The sequence below is a fragment of the Loktanella sp. IMCC34160 genome (genome assembly GCF_004145845.1).
In the GTDB taxonomy this organism is placed as follows: domain Bacteria; phylum Pseudomonadota; class Alphaproteobacteria; order Rhodobacterales; family Rhodobacteraceae; genus SELP01.
The window spans coordinates 230,694-250,341 of the sequence record NZ_SELP01000004.1 but is presented as its reverse complement, the minus strand read 5'-3'; the positions used below and the strand labels follow the sequence as shown (position 1 = coordinate 250,341).

Here is a 19,648-nt window from a genome sequence, read left to right as displayed (position 1 = left end):
AGCCCGGGCTGGTCGCCCGGGCCAGAGGGCCGCTCCAATCAGGCCCGCGACACTGCCTTGATCTCAAGGAAATCCTCGATCCCGAACAGACCGCCTTCGCGGCCCTGCCCGCTCATCTTGTAGCCGCCGAAGGGGCTGCCCCAGCTGATGTCGCTATCGTTGACATGCACATCCCCGGCCCGAAGCGCGCGAACCAGCCTGTCGGCGCGGGCGGTATCGCCCGTCTGGACATAGGCGGCCAGACCATAGGGGGTGTCATTGGCGATGCGCACCGCCTCTTCCTCGGTCTCGAACCGCAACATGGCAAGGACAGGGCCGAACACTTCTTCTCGGGCAATGGTCATGTCGTTGGTTACATCGGCAAAAACGGTCGGACGGCAATAGTAGCCCGCGTTCAGCCCATCGGGCTTGCCCGTGCCGCCCGCGATCAGCCGCGCGCCTTCGTCGATCCCGGCCTGGATCAGCCCTTGCACCTTGTCCCAATGCATCTGCGAAATCAGCGGGCCGATGTGATCCCCCGGCTGGGTCGGATCACCGACCTTCTGGGCCAGCGCGGTTTCGCGGGCCACCTCGACCGCGCGGTCATAGACCGAGGCCTCGACCAGCATCCGGGTCGGCGCATTGCAGGACTGGCCGGTATTCTGAAAACAATGGCGCACGCCTCGGGCCACGGCCTCGTCCACATCGGTATCGGCGAACACGAGGTTCGGGGATTTGCCGCCCAGTTCCAGCGTGACCCGCTTTACCGTGTCGGCGGCATCCTTGATGATCGCGGTGCCCGCGCGGGTGGACCCGGTGAAGGACATCATCTGCACGTCCGGGTGGCGGGACATGGCCGCGCCCACCTCGGGTCCTTCGCCGTTCACAAGGTTGAAGACACCGGCGGGCACCCCGGCCTCGTGCAGGATCTCGGCATAGATCATCGCGTCCCACGGGGTCAGTTCGGAGGGCTTAAGCACCATGGTGCAGCCCGCCGCCAACGCCGGAAGAACCTTCAGCACGACCTGATTGACGGGCCAGTTCCACGGGGTGATCAGCCCGCAGACCCCGATCGGTTCACGCAGGATCTGGTCACCGTTCAGGTAGGTGCTGTCGAACTTCAGGGCCTTGAGGGCCTCGACCACCCCGTCCAGATGGCCCTTGCCCACAGCCGCCTGCGCGCCCCAGGACAGGTCCCGCGGGGCGCCCATTTCCTGCATCACCGCATCTGCGATTTCATCATAGCGGGCGACATAGGCGGCGCGGATATCGGCCAGAAGGCCCAGACGGTCGTCCTTGGTCGTCTGCGAAAACGCGGGGAAGGCGGCGTTGGCGGCGGCCACCGCGCGGTCCACATCGGCGGCGGACCCAAGGCTGATCACGGCGATCTGTTCCTCGGTCGCCGGGTTCAGGACCGGAAAATCGTTCGGGGTGATCGGATCCACCCATTCGCCGTTGATATAGAACTTGCGCAGGTCTTTCATGGCGCACCTCCCTGGGGCGTTTGGAATTAGAGTTTGTCCCGAAGCGAGAACCAGACCATCGCCAGCACCAGAAGCGGCCAGCGCATCAGAACCCCGCCCGGGAACGGCGTTGTGGGCACCTGTGCCATAAGGTCGAACCCTTCCGCTTGTCCGGCAACGGCATCGGCTGCCAGTTTCCCGCCCATCGTCGCCATGGCGACCCCGTGCCCGGAATAGCCAGACGCCGACAGGATGTTGCCGCGCAGTCGTTCAAAATGCGGCATCCGGTTCATGGTGATCCCCAGCGTTCCGCCCCAGGCATGGCTGATCCCGACACCCCTTAGCTGGGGATAAATCTCCTCCATCGGGCGGCGGACCTTGGCGGCGATATCCTTGGGAAACCGGTAGCCATAGCTTTCCGTGCCGCCAAACAGCATCCGGTTGTCTTCGGACAGGCGGAAATAGTTGATCACGAATTTGCTGTCGGCCACGGCGAGCCGGTCCGGCAGGATCGTCGCGACAAGATCATCGGGCAGCGGATCGGTCGCCACGATGAAGTTGTTGATCGGCATCACCCGCGACGCTACCCGGCCCTGAAGGTTGCCCAGATAGCCGTTGCAGCCAAGGATCACATGATCGGCGGTGATTTTCGCCTGTTCCGTGGAGACGGTCGCGGGCGCGGCCTCGGTCAGGTCGGTCACGCGGGACATTTCGAAAATGCGAACCCCGGCGGACCGGCAGGCGCGGGCAAGCCCAAAGGCAAACCGCAATGGGTGGATATGCCCCGCGCCCATGTCCAGCGTGCCGCCGTGGTAGGCCTCGCTTCCGACCAGCTTGCAGGTTTCTGCCCTGTCGAGGGTGCGGATGGCCGAATAGCCGTAGTCGTCTTGCAGTTTTCGCGCATAGGCGTGGGAATGGGCGACAAAGCGTTCTTTGTGGTCGGCGTGGATGATTCCGGGGACAAAGGTCGCGTTGGCATCATGCCGCGCGTCCAGATCGCGGATCAGCTGGACCGACTCCTGCGCGATGTCCCACAGGCCCCGCGCCACTTCGCGCCCGACCATGGCTTCCAATTCATCCTGATCCAGCCTTTGACCGCCCGACACCTGCCCGCCGTTGCGGCCAGAGGCCCCCCAGCCAACCCGATGCGCCTCCAGCAGGATCACGTCATAGCCACGTTCGGCCAGATGCAGGGCTGCGGACAGGCCGGTGAACCCACCGCCAACGACGCAGACATCGCAGGCCAGATCCCCCACCGCCACGGGTTGCGGCGCGGGCTGTTCTGCGGTGTCTGCGTACCAGGACCGGGGAAATTCCCCGGTCCGGTCGTTGGCGGTCAGGATATCCATTGCTGGTCTCAGGCGGCGGGCTTGAGCATATCGTCCGCCTTGAGCCCTTCGTAGGTTTCGTCCAGCGCCTTGCGGGCGCGGGCCGCAAGGATATCGACCTCTTCGTGGGACAGGGTCAGCGGCGGCGACACGATCATCCGGTCGCCCACATGGCGCATGATCAGGTCATTGCCAAAGCAGCGTTCGCGGCAGCGCCAGCCGACCGTTCCGGCATCATAGGCGAAGGGCGCGCGGCTGCCCTTGACCGGCACCAGCGCGAGCGAGGCCATCATGCCGACGATCTTGGTTTCGCCCACCAGCGGGTGATCGCCGAGGCTGTGCCACGCCTTGGCCAGATACGGACCGATGTCGTCACGGACCCGCTCGACGATGCCTTCATCTTCGATAATCCGCAGGTTTTCCAGCGCGACGGCGGCGGCAACGGGGTGGCCGGAATAGGTATAGCCGTGGTTGAAATCCCCGGCAGAGCCGATCACGCCCGCGACCTCGTCCGACACGACAGACCCACCAATGGGCAGGTAGCCGGACGACAGGCCCTTGGCGATGGTCATGATGTCCGGGCGCAGATTGTAGGTCTGGGAGCCGAACCAGTTGCCGGTGCGACCGAACCCGCAGATCACCTCGTCCACGATCAGCAGGATCTCGTACTTGTCGCAGATGCGCTGAATTTCGGGCCAGTAGGTTTCCGGCGGGATGATCACGCCGCCGGCGCCCTGCACCGGTTCGCCGATAAAGGCGGCAACGCGGTCTTCGCCCAGTTCAAGAATGGCCTTTTCCAGTTCCTGTGCGCGGGCAAGGCCGAAATCTTCGGGGGTCATGTCGCCGCCTTCGGACCACCAGTTGGGCTGGTTGATGTGGTGGATGCCCTGAATGACGCCACCCTGCTTGTGCATCCCGGCCATGCCGCCAAGGCTCATCCCGGCCATGGTCGACCCGTGGTAGGCGTTTTTGCGGCTGATGACGATCTGTTTTTCCGGCTTGCCTTTGGCCGCCCAGTAATGGCGCACCATCCGCAGGTTGGTGTCGTTGGCTTCCGATCCCGACCCGGCAAAGAAGACGTGGTTCAGGTCGCCCGGGGCAAGCTGGGCGATCTTCTCGGCCAATTGGATTGCGGGGACGTGGGTCGTCTGGAAGAAGGTGTTGTAATAGGGCAGATCCATCATCTGCCGGGCGGCGACCTCGGCCAGTTCCTTGCGACCATAGCCGATGTTGACGCACCACAGACCGGCCATCGCGTCCAGAATGCGGTGGCCTTCGCTGTCGGTCAGCCAGTTGCCTTCGGCGCGGGTGATGACGCGGGCGCCCTTCTTGGCCAGATCCGCATTGGCGGTAAACGGGTGCATATGGTGGGCGGCATCCAGCGCCTGCAACTCGGCAGTGGGAGAGTTGATGGAAATCGTCGTCATGGGCTGGTCCTCGCCTCGTCTTGCGGGAAATGTGCCGTCTTGGTCAGGCACGTCCGTCGGTGTCAGAAAGTCCGGCGGCCTGTCGCGCACCGGGATCGAGCACAGAATATCGGGGTCCGTGGGGGAGTCAATATTTTTGATCAAATTATTCACCCAGAAGGTTCAACCCGGGCCGGAACCCAGCTGAACCGCAGTGCAATCCGTAGTGATTTCGCCGAAATACCGAATCTCCGCACCGCGCGATCAATGGCGATCCCAGCCTTGAACCGACACCGATTCGGCTGCGCGGCAAAGGACGCGGACGCCATCTATCAATTAATTGAACACAACGCGCGATTTCCGGGCGGTCTTGGCATAAGCCCCCGGCCTCGCAGCAGTTTTCGGGTTCCCCTCTTGCAAATCGCCTGCGGTCATGGCCCGATGATTTCCGGATGATCCGAAGATAAATGTTGCCAAACAGACAACGTTTGATCAAATTTACCGGCAGGACGCCAAGAAACCACTCACAAAGATCACCAGGGAGACCCAATATGAAGATGACATGGCTGCCGATGGCCGCGGCCCTTGCCGCTGTCGCTGGCGCGACCACCGCGGAAGAGGTGCGCGTCTACAACTGGTCCGACTACATCGACGAAGAGCTGCTGACCAAATTCGAAGAAGAAACCGGGATCGACCTGATCTACGACGTCTTCGACAGCAACGAGCTTCTGGAAACGAAAATGCTGGCCGGCGGGTCGGGCTATGACGTTGTGGTTCCCTCGGGCACCTTCCTTCAGCGCCAGATCGAAGCCGGCGCGTTCCAGCCGCTGGACCCCGCCAAGCTGCCGAACCTTGGCAACATGTGGGACGTGATCGAGGAACGCACCGAACAGTACGATCCCGACAACGCCTATTCGGTCAACTACATGTGGGGCACCACCGGCATCGGCTATAACATCGGCATGGTGCAAGAGGCGCTTGGCGAAGATGCGCCGCTGAACAGCTGGTCGCTGGTCTTTGATCCGGCCAACATGGAAAAGCTGGCGGATTGCGGCGTCTACTTCCTTGACGCCCCGGCCGAGATGATCCCGGCGGCACTGCTGTATATCGGCGAAGACCCGGACAGCCACGACCCGGACGTGATCGCCAAGGCCGAAGAGGTCTATGCGGCGGTGCGCCCCTACATCCGCAAGTTCCACAGCTCCGAATACATCAACGCGCTGGCCAACGGCGAGATCTGCGTGGCCGTCGGCTGGTCCGGCGATGTGTTCCAGGCGCAATATGCCGCCTCCGAGGCCGAGAACGGCCACGAGATCGACTATTCGATCCCGGTGGAAGGCGCACAGATGTGGTTTGACCAGATGGCGATCCCGGTCGATGCGCCGAACCCGGATGCGGCCCATGTGTTCATCAACTTCATCATGGACGCCCAGAACTCTGCCGCCGCCACCAACTATGTCTGGTATGCCAGCGGCAACGAGGCCGCGCAGGAATTCATCGATGCGGAGATCCTTGAATACCCGGCCGTTTACCCGGACGCCGAAACGCTCGGCAAACTGTTCACCACCACGCCCTATGACGCAGGCGTGCAGCGGGTTGTCACCCGCCTGTGGACCCGGATCAAGTCGGGCACCTGATCCGACCTGACCAACAGCGCCCCGTGCCGGTTCCGGCGCGGGGCTTTTCATTCCTCCGGACCCGAGATTTCCATGGCCCAGCCCGCGAAAAACCAGACCGTCTTTGCCCCCTGGCTGGACGACAGCCAGAAACCGTTGATCGAATTCTCCAATGTGACCAAGCGGTTCGGGGATTTCACCGCGATCGATCACCTGAACCTTTCGATCTACGAGAAAGAGTTCTTCGCCCTGCTTGGCCCGTCGGGCTGCGGCAAGACCACGCTGATGCGAATGCTGGCAGGGTTCGAAACGCCCTCGGACGGCACGATCCGGCTGGGTGGCGAAGACATCGCCGCGGTGCCGCCGAACAAGCGCCCGGTGAACATGATGTTCCAGTCCTACGCGCTGTTTCCGCACCTGTCGGTCTGGGACAACATCGCCTTTGGCCTGCGCCGGTCCACGATGCCGAAAGACCAGATCGGCGCCCGCGTCGAAGAGATGCTGCGCCTGACCCGGCTGGAGAAGTTCGCCCGCCGCAAGCCACACCAGATTTCCGGCGGCCAGCGCCAGCGCGTGGCGCTGGCCCGGTCGCTTGCCAAGGCCCCGAAACTGCTTTTGCTGGATGAACCGCTTGGCGCGCTGGACAAGAAGCTGCGCACGGAAACCCAGTTCGAGCTGATGGACATTCAGGAAAAGACCGGCACCACATTCGTGATCGTGACCCACGATCAGGAAGAGGCGATGACCGTCGCCAGCCGCGTTGCCGTCATGGACCACGGGCAACTGATCCAGGTCGCGACCCCGGCGGATATCTATGAATATCCGAATTCAGTCTATGTTGCCGACTTCATTGGCGATGTGAACCTGATCGAAGGCACCGTGACCGCCGTCAACGAAGGCACCTGCGAGGTCAGCTATGCCGAAGGCGCGGCCCCGATCAAGGCGGCCACCCCCGAAAGCGGCGTGCTGGGAACCAAGGTCGCCTTTGCGATCCGGCCCGAGAAGATCGTCGTCGGCACCGAACCCGACCCGACCCGCGCCAACGCGGTGAAGGGCAAGATCGAGGATATCGGCTATCTCGGCAATATCTCGACCTACCACGTCCGGCTGGACAGCGGGCAGCTGATCTCGGCGCAGATGACCAACTCGCGCCGCTTGGCGCGCCGGGATTTCACATGGGAAGACGAAGTGTGGCTGTCGTGGACCGACACCGCCGGCCTCGTCCTGACGCGGTAGGGGGATCATGCAATGAACCTGCGCCGTTTTTCACTGATCGGGGTTCCCTACCTCTGGCTTGTGCTGTTCTTCCTCGCGCCGTTCCTGATCGTGCTGAAGATCTCGCTGTCGGACTATGCGGTGTCGATCCCGCCCTACACACCGACGCTGGATGTTTTCGGGGGATGGGCGTCGATTTCGGACTTCTTTTCGAAGCTGGATTTCGACACGTTCAAGTTTCTGACGACCGATGATCTGTATTGGAAGGCCTATCTGTCCAGCCTTCAGATCGCCGTCGTCGCCACCCTGATCACGCTGTCCGTCGGGTTTCCCATCGCCTATGGCATGGCCCGCGCCCCGGAAGAATGGCGCGCGACCCTGATGATGTTGGTGATCCTGCCGTTCTGGACCTCGTTCCTGATCCGCGTCTATTCGTGGATGGGCATCCTTGGCAAAGAGGGGTTCCTGAACGGGGCGCTGCTGTGGCTGGGGATCATCGACGACCCGCTGACGATCCTGAACACCAATGTCGCCGTCTATATCGGCATCGTTTACACCTACCTGCCCTTCATGATCCTGCCGATCTACGCGACGCTGGACAAGCTGGACGTGTCGCTGCTGGAAGCCGCCGAGGATCTGGGCTGCACCCGCACCTCGGCCTTCTGGCTGGTGACCGCGCCCATGTCCCGGCCGGGCATCATCGCGGGCTGTTTCCTTGTCTTCATCCCCGCGCTTGGGGAATTCGTCATCCCCTCGCTTCTGGGCGGGTCGGGGACGCTGATGATCGGCAAGGTTCTGTGGGAAGAGTTCAGCTCCAACCGTGACTGGCCGGTGGCCAGCGCCGTGGCGATCATCCTGCTGCTGATCCTGATCATCCCCATCATCCTGTTCCAGAAAAACCAGGAACGTCAGGCGGAGGCAGACCAATGAGACGGTTCAGCTGGTTCAACGCGACCTCGCTCACGCTTGGGTTTGCCTTCCTCTACATCCCGATGATCCTGTTGGTGATCTACAGCTTTAACGGGGGCCGCAACGTGGCCGTCTGGGGCGGGTTTTCGACCAAGTGGTATGGCGAGTTGGTCAAGAACGAGGCGTTTCTGGATGCCGCTCTGGTCACGCTGAAGGTCGGGCTGATGTCGTCGACGCTGGCAACGATCCTCGGGACGATGGCAGCCTATGTTCTGGTACGGGGCGGCAAGTTCTATGGCCGGACCCTGTTCTCCGGAGCGATCTACGCGCCGCTGGTCATGCCCGAGGTCATCACCGGCCTGTCGCTGCTTCTGCTGTTCATCGCGGTGGGGTTGGATCGCAGCGTGACCACCATCGTGCTGGCGCATACGACCTTCTCCATGTGCTATGTCTCGGTCGTGGTGTCGTCGCGTCTGGTGTCCTTTGACCAGTCCCTTGAGGAGGCGGCGCTGGATCTTGGCTGTACCCCCTTCGATGCCTTCAAATCCGTCACCCTGCCGATCATCGCACCCGCGGTGATCTCGGGCTGGCTTCTGGCCTTTACCCTGTCGCTGGATGACCTTGTGATCGCGTCCTTCGTGTCCGGCCCATCGTCCACCACCCTGCCGATCAAGATCTGGTCGGCCGTGCGTCTGGGCGTCAGCCCCGAGATCAACGCCCTGTCCACCATCATGATCGGGATCGTGACGGTCGGGGTGCTGATCGCCGCCTTCATGAACAAGCGGGCGGTGGTGCAGCGCCAGAAGGACGAACAAAAGGCCGCCGCTGCATGACACCTTTCGACGCCGAATGGGCCGCCCATGTCGCGGCCCACGGCACCCCGGACCGGATCGAAGCGATCCTGCCCGACATCAACTGTATCCCGCGCGGCAAATGGCTTCCGGGAACCGAGGCTGGGAAACTGGCCAAGGGCGGGCTGCGCCTGCCGGAATCCACCTATGCGCCGAACATCTTCGGGGAAGAGGTGGACGACAGCGGCCTTGGCAGCGTGAAGGGCGACCCGGATGGGGTGCTTCTGCCCATTCCCGGCACGCTGCTGCCGGTGCCCTGGTCGGATGGAAACGTCGCGCAGATGCTGGTCGAGATGGTGGATGACACGGGCGCGCCGTCTGCCCTGTCGGCCCGTGGGCACCTTGCGCGCATGGTCGGCCGGTTCGCGGCGCGGGGCCTGCATCCGGTCGTCGCGACCGAGTTGGAATTCTACGTCTGCCGGCCGCGCGAAGAAACCAGCGACGCGCCCGAGCCGCCCTCTGGCCTTGGCCGGGCGCGCAACTATGACATGGGCGCATTGGACCGCACCGAAGACCTGATGGCCGAGATCATCGCCGCCGCGCAGGCGCAGGGGCTGCCGACCGATACGCTGACCGCCGAATACGGGCCGGGACAGTTCGAGATCAATTTCCTGCATACCGCCGATGTGCTGGCCGCCGCCGACATGGCGGTTCTGTTTCGCAGGCTGGTGGCTGGTGTGGTCGGGTCGCATGGGCTCGAGGCGACGTTCATGGCCAAACCCTATGCCGATCATCCCGGCAATGGGATGCATGCGCATGTGTCGGTCCTGAACGATGCGGGCGACAATGTGTTTGCCGCCGATGACGGGGTCGGCCCCCTACTGGGCCATGCCGTGGCCGGGGTTTTGGCCACCATGCGCGACCTGCAACTGGTCTTTGCCCCGCACCTGAATTCATTCCGCCGGTTCCAGCCCAACAGCTTTGCCCCGACCAGCCCCGACTGGGGGATCGACCACCGGGGCGTCGCCGTGCGCCTGCCCGAAACAACGGGCAAGGCCGCGCGTCTGGAACACCGGATCTGTGGCGCGGATGTGAACCCCTACCTTGCGCTGACCGGAATTCTGGGCGGGATGCTACATGGGATCGAACAGGGGCTGGTGCCCCCTGCCCCGCTTGGCGCGGGTGAGGTTTCGGACAAGCCGCCGCTGTCCCATGACTGGCTGGACACGATCGCCGCCTTCCGCACCTCGCCCATCGCCCGCGACATCTGGGGGGAAGAGTTCCACAGCGTGTTATGCGCGGTCAAAGCGGACGAGGCGGCACAGCTGACCCGCATCATCCCGCCCGCGGAATACCGCACCTATTTGGGGCGCATTTGACATGACCGTCATCGCGGGGATTGCCAAGGACCGGATCGACAGCTTTGCCCGGGCCGAAACGCAGGCCTATCTTGCCGCGCGGCCCAAAACACAGGCCGCCCATGCGGCGGGCGCGTCCGGCTTTCTTGACCGGGTGCCGATGCATTGGATGACCGACTGGCCACAGCCCGTGCCGATGCTTGTCGAGGTGGCAAAGGGCGCGCGGCTGACCGATATCGACGGCAATCGGGTCGATGACTTCTGCCTAGGCGACACCGGGTCGATGTTTGGCCATTCCCCCGCCCCCGTGGCCCGCGCAATCCGGGCGCAGGCGGGGCACGGTCTGACCTACATGCTGCCGACCGAGGCCGCCTATGAGGCCGCGCGTCTGTTGTCAGAGACCTTTGGCGATATGCGCTGGCAAATCGCCCTGACGGCGACAGATGCCAACCGCTTTGCTCTGCGGGTCGCGCGTGCCGTCACGGGCAGGGCAAAGGTTCTGGTTTTTAACGGCTGCTACCACGGCACCGTGGACGACGCGATGGTCGAACTGCGGGACGGGCAGACCGTCAACCGGCCCGGCCTGATGGGGCAGGTCGAAGACCTGACCGCCAAGGCCGCGGCCTGCGAATTCAACGACCTTGCCGGGGTGGAAGACGCGCTCAAGTCCGGCGACATCGCAGCGATCCTAACCGAACCTGTGATGACCAATTCCTGCATGGTGCTGCCCGATCCAGGGTTCCACGACGGATTGCGCGAACTGGCCGACCGCCATGGCGCGGTGCTGATCATCGACGAAACCCATACGATTTCCAGCGGTTGGGGCGGATATACCCGGGTGCACGGGCTGCGCCCGGATATCTTTGTCGCGGGCAAATGCGTGGCTGGCGGGATGCCGACGGCAGTCTGGGGGCTGACACCCACACTGGCCGATCGCTATGCAAAGGCGAACGCGGCCCGCGCTCCCGGCCACAGTGGCATGGGCACGACCCTGTCGGCCAACCCGATGCAATTCGCCTGCCTGTCCGCCAATCTGGCCGAGGTCATGACCCCCGCCAATTACGCTCGGATGGAACGGGGCGCTGCGCGTCTTGACCGGGGCCTGTCACGGGTGATCGCGGCGCATGGGCTGCCCTGGCATGTTGTCCGGGTTGGCGCGCGTGTGGAATTCATCTGCGCACCCGGCCCCCTGCGCAACGGGACCGAGGCCGCCGCCGCCCACCAGCCCCGGCTGGAGGCCGCGCTGCACATGGGCCTTCTGAACCGGGGCTGCCTGATCGCGCCCTTCCACAACATGATGCTAATCTCCCCCGTCACAACGGCTGCGCAGATCGACCGGCTGGTCGCTGCCTTCGCCGATGTGGTGGACCAACTGACGAAAGACTGACCGATGACCTGCCCCTCTGGCGCCACCCTGTCCGAAGCCCAGACGTTTCTGGGCGCCCACCCCGAGATCGAAGCGGTGGACCTGATCCTGACCGACAGCAACGGGATCGCGCGAGGCAAGATCATCCGGCGGCACGAACTTGAAAGTCTCTATACCTCGGGCCGTCATATGCCGATTTCGATCCTGGGTCTGGATATCGTGGGCGAGGACGTGCACGAAACCGGGCTGATCTGGGATCAGGGCGATGGCGACCTGCGGGCATGGCCCATCCCCGGCTCGCTGGTCCCGCTGCACGGAACCATGCCGCCCCGGGCCGAAGTTCTGATGTCGCTCTACGATCTCGACGGCACGCCGATGACGTCCGACCCGCGCCACGCGCTGGCCCGGCAGGTGGCGGCAATGGCGCAGGAGGGCCTGCATCCGGCCGGCGCGTTCGAGTTGGAGTTCTTCCTGCTGGCCAATGAGCCCGACGCCGATGGCCGCCCCCGCCCGGCGGGCGACGTTCTGGACGGGCGACGGGGCAGCCGCAAGACCGAGGTCTATTCCGTCGACCACCTGCACGGCATGTGGCCGCTGTTTTCCGATATCTACGCGGGGGCCGAAAAGGCCGGGATCACGGCCGAAACCGCGATTTCGGAATATGCGCCGGGGCAATACGAACTGACCCTGAATTACCGCAAGGACGTGATGCAGGCCGCCGACGACCTGATCCGGCTGAAACGGATCGTGCGGGCGCAGGCCCGGGCGCATGGCGTCACCGCCTGCTTCATGGCCAAGCCGAACGAGGATTACGCCGGATCCGGCATGCATTTTCACGTCAGCCTGCTGGACGACGCCGGGCGCAATGTCTTTGTCGAAGAGGTCGAAGGGAATTGGACCGACACGATCCGCCACGCCATCGGCGGGCTGCGGCAGACAATGGGGGAATCGATGCTGGTCTTCGCCCCGCATGGCAACAGCTGGCGCCGGTTTTCCTCGCAAAGCTATGCGCCTGTGTCGACGACCTGGGGGGTGAACAACCGCTCTGTCGCGCTGCGCATTCCCGCAGGGTCCAAATCCGCCCGCCGGATCGAACACCGCCCATCCGGGGTAGACGCCAACCCCTATCTTGTGGCCGCGACCGTGCTGGCGGGCATCCGCAAGGGGCTGGCCGAACGGATCGACCCCGGCCCCGAAACCACCGGCAACGGATACGAGGAAGATGGCGGCCTGCCCATGCCCCGCGACTGGGCCGAAGCAATCCGCGCGGCGCAGGGATCGGCCTTTTTGAAGGACGCCTTGGGCGAAGAGATGCACCGCACCTTCACCGCCGTGAAGGCCGCCGAATATGCGCGGGTGCAGCGGACGATTTCGAACGTGGACTACGACCTGTATCTGCATACCGTTTAGGCAACGAAGCCCGCGCAGGGTCGCCCTAGCTGGCCGCGCCCCCGGCTGTGACCCAATCCATCAGCGCGTCGCTATCAGGCAATAGGTCCTCGGCCAGCCCCTGCGCGAAAGCGTCAAAGGCGGGCCGGTTTTCATCCGCAACGGCGGTCAGTACGGGGATCCCCTCGGCCAGTGCCGCGCCGATCAGGGGGCGAAATCCGCGCCCCTCCGCCTCTTCCTTGCCGAATTTGTTGACCACGATCAGCCCCGGCCTCTTGGCGATCTGCCCCTCGACATAGGCCACTGCCTCGGCCAGACCGGCGGGGTCGAGCCTGCATCCGCCAGCCCCCGGCCCAAGGTTCTGACTGATCCGCACCCGGCCACCGCCGGGCAGAAGGGTCAGGTCCATGTCCCGATGCGCCGTGTCCGCGCCGGCCGTATTCACCTGCACCGCGCCCGCGACGGAAATCCCCCGCGTGCCCAGCCCGTCGGCCACAGCGGCAAGCAACGGGTCGGCCCCGTCCGCTGTCGCCTCTATCCTGATGACGCCCAACCGCATGGCCGGTCCCCTTGCAACCTGTCCCTTCGGCTTACAGTATGCGCAAGGACTGGCAAAGCGACAGGATGTCCCCCTTGGGAAATGACAGGAATCTGCGGGTCGGCGGGGTGATCCTTGCAGGCGGGCGCGGCACCCGGATGGGCGGCGCCGACAAGGGCCTTCTGGCTCTGGCCGGGCGGTCGCTGCTGGCTCATGTGGCGGACCGTCTGGCCCCGCAATGCGCGGCGCTGGCAATCAACGCCAATGGCGACCCAGCGCGGTTCGCGGCGTTCGACTTGCCGGTTCTGCCCGACACGATCGACGGGTTCGCGGGCCCGCTGGCCGGGGTTCTGGCCGGTCTGGACTGGGCAACGGCAATGGGGGTCGACGGTATCCTGACCGCTGCGGCGGACAGCCCCTTCCTTCCGTCCGACCTTGGCGCGCGGCTGGTCGGCGACGGGGTCGCCCTTGCCGCCGATGCAGAGGGCAATTTGCATCCGACCTTTGGCTATTGGCCGACTTCTGCGCGGGACGGGCTTCGCGACTTGCTGAAGACGGGCGAGCGCAAGGTCCGGCTGGTCGCGGACCGGCTGGGCGCGGTGACTGTCCCCTTCCCCGCCGCCGACCCGGACCCGTTCTTCAACATCAACACGCCCGAGGATCTGGCCAGCGCCGAAAGGATGATCCAGCGATGAAGGTCTATGGGATCACCGGCCGCAAGAACTCGGGCAAGACCGGTCTTGTCGAACGGCTCGTCGCGCATTTCACCGCGCAGGGGCTGCGGGTATCGACGGTCAAGCACGCCCACCACGAGATCGACATCGACCATCCCGGCCGCGACAGTTTCCGTCACCGCGCGGCGGGCGCGGCGGAGGTGATTGTCGCCTCCCCACACCGATGGGCCCTGATGGGAGAACTGCGCAGGGCGTCGGAACCGCCGCTGGACGCGCTTCTGTCCAAACTGTCGCCGGTGGATCTGGTTCTGATCGAGGGCTACAAGGTCGCGCCCCATCCGAAGATCGAATGCCACCGGGCCGAGACCGGGCAGCCGCTCTTGTCGCCGGAAAACCCGACGATCCGGGCCGTGGCAAGCGACAGTGGCGTTGCATCCGCCCTGCCCCGGTTCGACCTGGACGACACAGCCGGGATCGCAGGGTTCATCGCGGCAGAGCTGGGCCTGTGACCCCCGACCGCGTCGCCATCGTCGATTGGTCGGCGGCGGGCGTGCCGAAACGGGGCAAGGACTCGATCTGGATCGGCGTCGCGGACCACAAGGGCGTAACCGCCACCAACATCCCGACCCGGATCGCGGCTGAACAGACCCTCGCCCACCTGATTGCAGAGAGCCGGGCCGATGGGGTGGGACTCTTGATCGGGGTCGATTTCAACCTTGGCGCCCCGGCGGGGCTGGCCCGGCATCTGACAGGACAGCCGAGCGCGCTGGCGCTCTGGGATTGGCTGGCGGCCCGCGTGACCGACACGGACCGGAACCAGACCAACTATCGCGCTGTTGCGGCGGCGATCAACGCGACCTTGCCGGGGGATGGGCCGTTCTGGGGAAATGGCGCCAAGGCGGAGGTGCCGGGCCTGCCGCGTCGCAAACCCGCCCTGCCTACGGGATTGGCCGAGCACCGGGAAACCGACCTGCGCGGAAGGGTCAAGGGGCTGTCCCCGAAACCGATCTGGCAACTGGCCGGGGCCGGGGCGGTTGGGGCGCAATCCCTGACCGGCATTCCGATGCTCGCCCGGCTGCGCCGCCTGCCCGGCGTCGCGGTCTGGCCGTTCGAGGATTGGGCCGACGCCCCGGTTGTTCTGGCAGAGGTCTACGCCAGTCACCTGATGGAGCACGTCCGGCCGATGGTCGCCGGGGGGATGGTCGCGGATGCAGCGCAGGTGCAGGTCATGGCGCGCGCGTTCCTTGGGGCGGCGCGGGCCGGGAATTTGCCCGCGATGATGCGGCCTGAGGCGCCGCGCGACAACCTGCTGGACGAAGGCTGGACGCTGGGGGTCGGCCATATCGGGGCGCTGGAGGACGGGTTTCGGAGAGGTGTTTCGGTGCCGCTTCGACCCTAGCCGACCGCGGGTGGCGCGGAACGCGCCGCCCATGGGGGCGGTCGGCGCGTGGCCAATCTGGCGATTGGCCGGGCCTTTCAATTCGGCCTAAGGGATACCGCGCCGGATCAGATGCACTTGCGCGCCCTCTTCCTCGGTCATGCCCAGATACTCGTGCCCGGCCTGCCCGCAGAAATGCGGCATGTCCACCACGGCCACCGGATCGGTCGCCAGAACCCGCAGCACTTGCCCCGGCTGTATGCGTTCCAACCCCTTGCGGGCCTTCAGCACCGGCAGCGGGCAAAGCAGGTCACGGGCGTCGATTTCGGCGTCATGGGTCATGGCTGCCGCGATACCGGAAGCCCCCGGCAAAGCGCAAATGAAAAGGACCGCGCGGACGTCCCGCACGGCCCCGCGTTGATCCGTCCGGGGGTCAGGCCGCGGCGACCGCCCGCTTGGTCATCACCTTGACCAGATGCGCCCGGTAGTCCGGGGTGCCGTGGACATCGCCCATCATCCCGTTGGAGGACACAGACAGCCCGGCGACCGCATCGGCCGAGAAATCGGCCGACAGCGCCGCCTCTGCCTCGGTCCAGCGGAACACGCCGCCCTCGGAGGCACCGGTCACGGCCACCCGAACCCCGTCCGCGTATTTCGCGACGAAAACGCCGGTCAGCGCGAAGCGCGACGCGGGCTGCTGGAACTTCATATAGGCCGCGCGGTCCGGCACCGGAAAGCGAACCTCGGTGATGATCTCGCCTTCATCGAGGGCGGTGGTGAACAGCCCCTGAAAGTAGTCATCCGCCGCCATTTGCCGGGCATTGGTGACGATGGTCGCCCCCGATGCCAGCGCCGCCGCCGGGTAGCAGGCCGCCGGATCGTTGTTGGCAAGGCTGCCGCCGATGGTGCCCCGGTTGCGCACCGCCGGATCGCCGATACCGCCCGCAAGGGCGGCAAGCGCCGGGTAATGCGCCGCCGCCTGGGCCGCGACAGTGGCGTGGGTGGTGCCCCCGCCGATGCACAGTGCCCCGTCATCCGCCACGCAGACCCCCTTCAACTCCGGGATCGCCGTCAGGCTGACCAGCTTTGACGGCATTGCCAGCCGTTGTTTCAGCGTCGGAATCAGGGTCTGCCCGCCGCCCAGCGCCTGCGCGTCCTCCGCGCCAAGGGCGGCGACGGCATCGGCGATGGTGGTGGGCCGTTCAATGTCAAATGCATACATGGGTGGTCCCTCCTTCTCAGGCGTTGTTCATCGCAGCCCAGACGCGCGACGGCGACACGGGCATATCGATATGGGTGACGTTGTGACCGCCGGATTGCAACGCATCGATCACGGCGTTGACGACCGCCGGCGGCGACCCGATGGCCCCGGCCTCGCCACAGCCTTTCACGCCCAACGGGTTGTGGGTGCAGGGCGTCACGCAGGAATGGTCCACCGTATAGAACGGCAGATCATCGGCGCGCGGCATGGCATAGTCCATGTAGCTGGCCGAGGTGAGCTGGCCGTTTTCGTCATAAACGGTGTTTTCCAGAAGCGCCTGACCGATCCCCTGGCCAATCCCGCCGTGCACCTGCCCCGACACGATCATCGGGTTGATCACATTGCCGAAGTCATCACAGGCGGTGAACCGTTCGACCGTGACCTTGCCGGTTTCCGGGTCCACCTCGACCTCGCAGGCATAGCCGCCGGCCGGGTAGGTGAAATTGGCCGGATCGTAAAAGGCGGTTTCCTCCAACCCCGGTTCGACACTGTCCAGCGGGAAGTTGTGCGGGATATAGGCCTTGAGCGCGACCTCGCCAAAGCTCACCGATTTGTCGGTGCCCGCGACGGTGAAATTGCCCTCGGCGAATTCCACGTCCGCCTCGGACGCTTCCAGCATATGCGCGGCGATCTTCTTGGCCTTGGCGATCACCTTTTCGGTGGCCCGCACCACGGCCGAGCCACAAACAGCCAGCGACCGTGACCCGTAGGACCCCATGCCAAAGGGGATCTTCGAGGTGTCGCCATGCACGATATCGACTGAGGCCGGGTCGATGCCCAGCATTTCGCCCACGACCTGCGGAAAGGCGGTTTCATGCCCCTGCCCGTGGCTGTGCGCGCCCACCATGACAGAGATATTGCCGGTCGCATTCACCCGGACGGTTGCCGCGTCATAGAGGCCGACCCGGCTGCCCAGGATGCCGACAAGGTTCGACGGGGCGATGCCGCAGGCTTCGATATAGGAATTGATGCCAAGACCGCGCAGCTTGCCGGCCGCTTCGGATGCCTTGCGCCGTTCGGCGAAGCCACCGAAATCGGCCAGCTCTTCCAGCTTGTCCATCAACGCGTCGTAGTTGCCGATGTCGTATTCCAGACCGGCGGCGCTGGTGAACGGAAACTGGTCCGGCTTGACGAAGTTCTTGCGGCGGATCGCGATGGGATCAAGGCCAAGTTCGCGTGCCGCCTTGTCGATGACCCGTTCGATGGAATAGGTCGCCTCGGGCCGGCCCGCGCCGCGATAGGCGTCCACCGGGGCGGTGTTGGTGAACACGGCCTTCACGTTCACATAGACGTTCGGGACGGTATAGTTCCCGGCCATCAGCGTGCCATGCAGGAAGGTTGGCGTCGCGGTCGAGAAGTTCGACAGATAGGCGCCGACATTGGCCATGGTTTCGGTGCGGAAGGCGATAAAGGTGCCGTCCTTTTCGCAGGCCAGTTCAATCTTGGTCACATGGTCGCGCCCATGGGCATCGGTCAGGAAGCTTTCCGACCGGGTCGCGGTCCAGCGGACCGGGCGGCCCAGCTTTTTCGCCGCAGCCAGCACAAGCGCCTCTTCACCGTAGTGATAGATTTTCGAACCAAAGCCGCCGCCCACGTCCGGGGCGATGACCCGCAGCTTGTTTTCCGGGATGCCCAGCACGAAGGCCGAGATCAGCAGCCGGGTCAGGTGCGGGTTCTGCGATGTGGTATAGAGCGTGTAATCGCCGGTGCCGGGGTCATAATCCCCGGTCGAGGCGCGGGGTTCCATCGCGTTGGGCACCAGCCGGTTGTTGACCAGTTCCAGCGTGGTGACATGCGGGGCGTTCCTGATCGCCTCGTCTGTGGCGGCGCGGTTGTCTTCGATCCAGCCCCAGTCGAAACACTGGTTGGTTGCGATCTCGTCATGAACGAAGGGCGCCCCGGCAAGGGCCTGCGCCATGTTGGTGACGGCCGGCAGTTCCTTGATGTCGGCGGCAATCGCCTCGGCCGCGTCGCGGGCCTGTTCGGCGGTTTCGGCGATGACAGCGGCGTAGGCGTCGCCCACATGGCGGACCTTGCCATGGGCCAGAACCGGACGCTTGGGTTCCTTCATCGGCTCGCCATCACGGCTGTTGATCAGCCAGCCCGCCGGGTTGCCACCGACGTCGACGAAATCCTCGCCGGTGAAGATGGCCAGAACGCCCGGCATCTTTTCCGCGTCCGAGGTGTCGATGGACAGTATTTCGCCATGCGCCACCTGACTGCGGACAAAGGCGGCGTGGGCCTGTCCGGTCAGTTGAATGTCATCGGTGTATTTCCCGCGTCCGGTCAGAAATCGGACGTCTTCGCGCCGCTTGGTGCTGGCGCCAATGCCGGTATCCTTGGGCATCTTGTGGTTCCTCCCTGTCAGGGTGGTGGGTTGAAACCCACCTTACGAAATTGGGTCGCGGGGCATGTAAGCTGGGTCTTGACCCACCATCCCCGCCGGTTCGTCTTTTGTTATTCCGCGGCCACCGCCGAGACGTCCTGTCCGCTGGCGGCCATGATGGCCTTGACGATGTTGTGGTAGCCGGTGCAGCGGCAGATATTGCCTTCAAGATAGTGGCGCACCTCGGCCTCGGTCGGCTTGGGGTTGTCCTTCAGCAGCGCCGCCGCAGACATGATCATGCCCGGCGTGCAGAACCCGCACTGAAGCCCGTGGTGATCCTGAAACGCCTGCTGGATCACCGACAGCGACCCGTCGGGGTTGGCCATGCCTTCCACCGTGACCACCTCGGCCCCCTCGGCCTCGGCGGCGAACATCGTGCAGGCCTTGACCGCCTCGCCGTTCACATGGACGACACAGGCGCCGCATTGGCTGGTGTCACAGCCCACATGGGTGCCGGTCAGGTTCAGCTCCTGCCGCAGGAAATCGACAAGAAGCGTCCGGCCCTCCGCCTCGCCGGACCGTTCCCTGCCGTTCACGGTCATCTTGATCGTTGCCATTTGTTCCTCCCTTGGAAAATGGATCTTGTTGGGG

Annotated in this window: 18 protein-coding genes; 10 read left to right on the top strand and 8 right to left on the bottom strand. The window is 64.7% G+C overall.

All coding sequences use genetic code 11. The annotated features are described in order from the left end of the window. Positions 1-38 precede the first annotated feature (38 nt). The 3 genes from EU803_RS12355 to EU803_RS12345 are packed head-to-tail and all read right to left on the bottom strand — an operon-like array spanning position 39 to position 4,197. A complete protein-coding gene (locus EU803_RS12355) occupies positions 39-1,463 on the bottom strand; it encodes an aldehyde dehydrogenase family protein (protein ID WP_129683230.1) in 1,425 nt (474 codons plus the stop codon). Between the two features lie 26 nt (positions 1,464-1,489). After that, positions 1,490-2,791 carry an FAD-binding oxidoreductase gene (locus EU803_RS12350; protein WP_129683228.1) on the bottom strand — a complete coding sequence of 434 codons (1,302 nt, stop codon included), beginning with the start codon at positions 2,789-2,791 and terminating at the stop codon, positions 1,490-1,492. Between the two features lie 8 nt (positions 2,792-2,799). Next, a complete protein-coding gene (locus EU803_RS12345; protein ID WP_129683226.1) occupies positions 2,800-4,197 on the bottom strand; it encodes an aspartate aminotransferase family protein in 1,398 nt (465 codons plus the stop codon). A 530-nt stretch (positions 4,198-4,727) separates the two neighbouring features. Between EU803_RS12345 and EU803_RS12340 the strand changes: the two genes are divergently transcribed. From EU803_RS12340 to EU803_RS12310, 7 genes are all read left to right on the top strand, one after another. After that, entirely contained in the window at positions 4,728-5,813 is a 1,086-nt protein-coding gene (locus EU803_RS12340; RefSeq protein ID WP_129683223.1) for a polyamine ABC transporter substrate-binding protein, read from the top strand. A gap of 72 nt (positions 5,814-5,885) precedes the next feature. Beyond that, entirely contained in the window at positions 5,886-7,028 is a 1,143-nt protein-coding gene (locus tag EU803_RS12335; protein WP_129683221.1) for an ABC transporter ATP-binding protein, read from the top strand. Positions 7,029-7,040: 12 nt separating this feature from the next. Continuing rightward, a complete protein-coding gene (locus tag EU803_RS12330) occupies positions 7,041-7,937 on the top strand; it encodes an ABC transporter permease subunit (protein ID WP_129683219.1) in 897 nt (298 codons plus the stop codon). Next, the gene (locus EU803_RS12325) at positions 7,934-8,749 is read left to right on the top strand and encodes an ABC transporter permease subunit (protein ID WP_129683217.1); all 816 of its coding nucleotides are present in this window, start codon (positions 7,934-7,936) and stop codon (positions 8,747-8,749) included. Before EU803_RS12330 ends, EU803_RS12325 begins: the two co-directional genes overlap by 4 nt. After that, positions 8,746-10,086, top strand: coding sequence for a glutamine synthetase family protein (locus EU803_RS12320; RefSeq protein ID WP_129683215.1), 1,341 nt, complete (start codon positions 8,746-8,748; stop codon positions 10,084-10,086). Before EU803_RS12325 ends, EU803_RS12320 begins: the two co-directional genes overlap by 4 nt. Position 10,087: 1 nt before the next feature. After that, positions 10,088-11,452, top strand: a complete 1,365-nt coding sequence (locus EU803_RS12315; protein WP_129683213.1) for an aspartate aminotransferase family protein — start codon at positions 10,088-10,090, stop codon at positions 11,450-11,452. A gap of 3 nt (positions 11,453-11,455) precedes the next feature. After that, positions 11,456-12,841 carry a glutamine synthetase family protein gene (locus EU803_RS12310; protein ID WP_129683211.1) on the top strand — a complete coding sequence of 462 codons (1,386 nt, stop codon included), beginning with the start codon at positions 11,456-11,458 and terminating at the stop codon, positions 12,839-12,841. Positions 12,842-12,866: 25 nt separating this feature from the next. Here the strand turns inward: EU803_RS12310 and EU803_RS12305 are convergent, their stop codons facing one another. Further along, positions 12,867-13,379 (bottom strand): DUF2478 domain-containing protein, encoded by a 513-nt coding sequence (locus tag EU803_RS12305; RefSeq protein ID WP_129683209.1) that lies wholly within the window; start codon positions 13,377-13,379, stop codon positions 12,867-12,869. A gap of 65 nt (positions 13,380-13,444) precedes the next feature. Between EU803_RS12305 and mobA the strand changes: the two genes are divergently transcribed. Genes mobA through EU803_RS12290 form a run of 3 tightly spaced genes read left to right on the top strand, consistent with a single transcriptional unit; the run spans position 13,445 to position 15,431 of the window. Beyond that, complete coding sequence (gene mobA / locus EU803_RS12300; protein WP_129683731.1) at positions 13,445-14,053, top strand: molybdenum cofactor guanylyltransferase MobA; 609 nt, start codon at positions 13,445-13,447, stop codon at positions 14,051-14,053. Continuing rightward, positions 14,050-14,541 (top strand): molybdopterin-guanine dinucleotide biosynthesis protein B, encoded by a 492-nt coding sequence (mobB, locus tag EU803_RS12295; RefSeq protein ID WP_129683207.1) that lies wholly within the window; start codon positions 14,050-14,052, stop codon positions 14,539-14,541. The genes mobA and mobB overlap by 4 nt, the downstream gene beginning before the upstream one ends. Continuing rightward, on the top strand, positions 14,538-15,431 hold the full coding sequence (locus tag EU803_RS12290; RefSeq protein ID WP_129683205.1) for a molybdopterin guanine dinucleotide synthesis: 894 nt from the start codon (positions 14,538-14,540) through the stop codon (positions 15,429-15,431). Before mobB ends, EU803_RS12290 begins: the two co-directional genes overlap by 4 nt. An 87-nt stretch (positions 15,432-15,518) precedes the next feature. Here the strand turns inward: EU803_RS12290 and EU803_RS12285 are convergent, their stop codons facing one another. From EU803_RS12285 to EU803_RS12270, 4 genes are all read right to left on the bottom strand, one after another. After that, on the bottom strand, positions 15,519-15,752 hold the full coding sequence (locus EU803_RS12285; RefSeq protein WP_129683203.1) for a sulfurtransferase TusA family protein: 234 nt from the start codon (positions 15,750-15,752) through the stop codon (positions 15,519-15,521). A gap of 91 nt (positions 15,753-15,843) precedes the next feature. Then, on the bottom strand, positions 15,844-16,632 hold the full coding sequence (locus tag EU803_RS12280) for an FAD binding domain-containing protein (RefSeq protein ID WP_129683202.1): 789 nt from the start codon (positions 16,630-16,632) through the stop codon (positions 15,844-15,846). 16 nt (positions 16,633-16,648) lie between these two features. Next, entirely contained in the window at positions 16,649-19,018 is a 2,370-nt protein-coding gene (locus tag EU803_RS12275) for a xanthine dehydrogenase family protein molybdopterin-binding subunit (protein WP_129683200.1), read from the bottom strand. A 110-nt stretch (positions 19,019-19,128) separates the two neighbouring features. Continuing rightward, a complete protein-coding gene (locus EU803_RS12270) occupies positions 19,129-19,614 on the bottom strand; it encodes a (2Fe-2S)-binding protein (RefSeq protein WP_129683198.1) in 486 nt (161 codons plus the stop codon). Between the last annotated feature and the right edge of the window lie 34 nt (positions 19,615-19,648).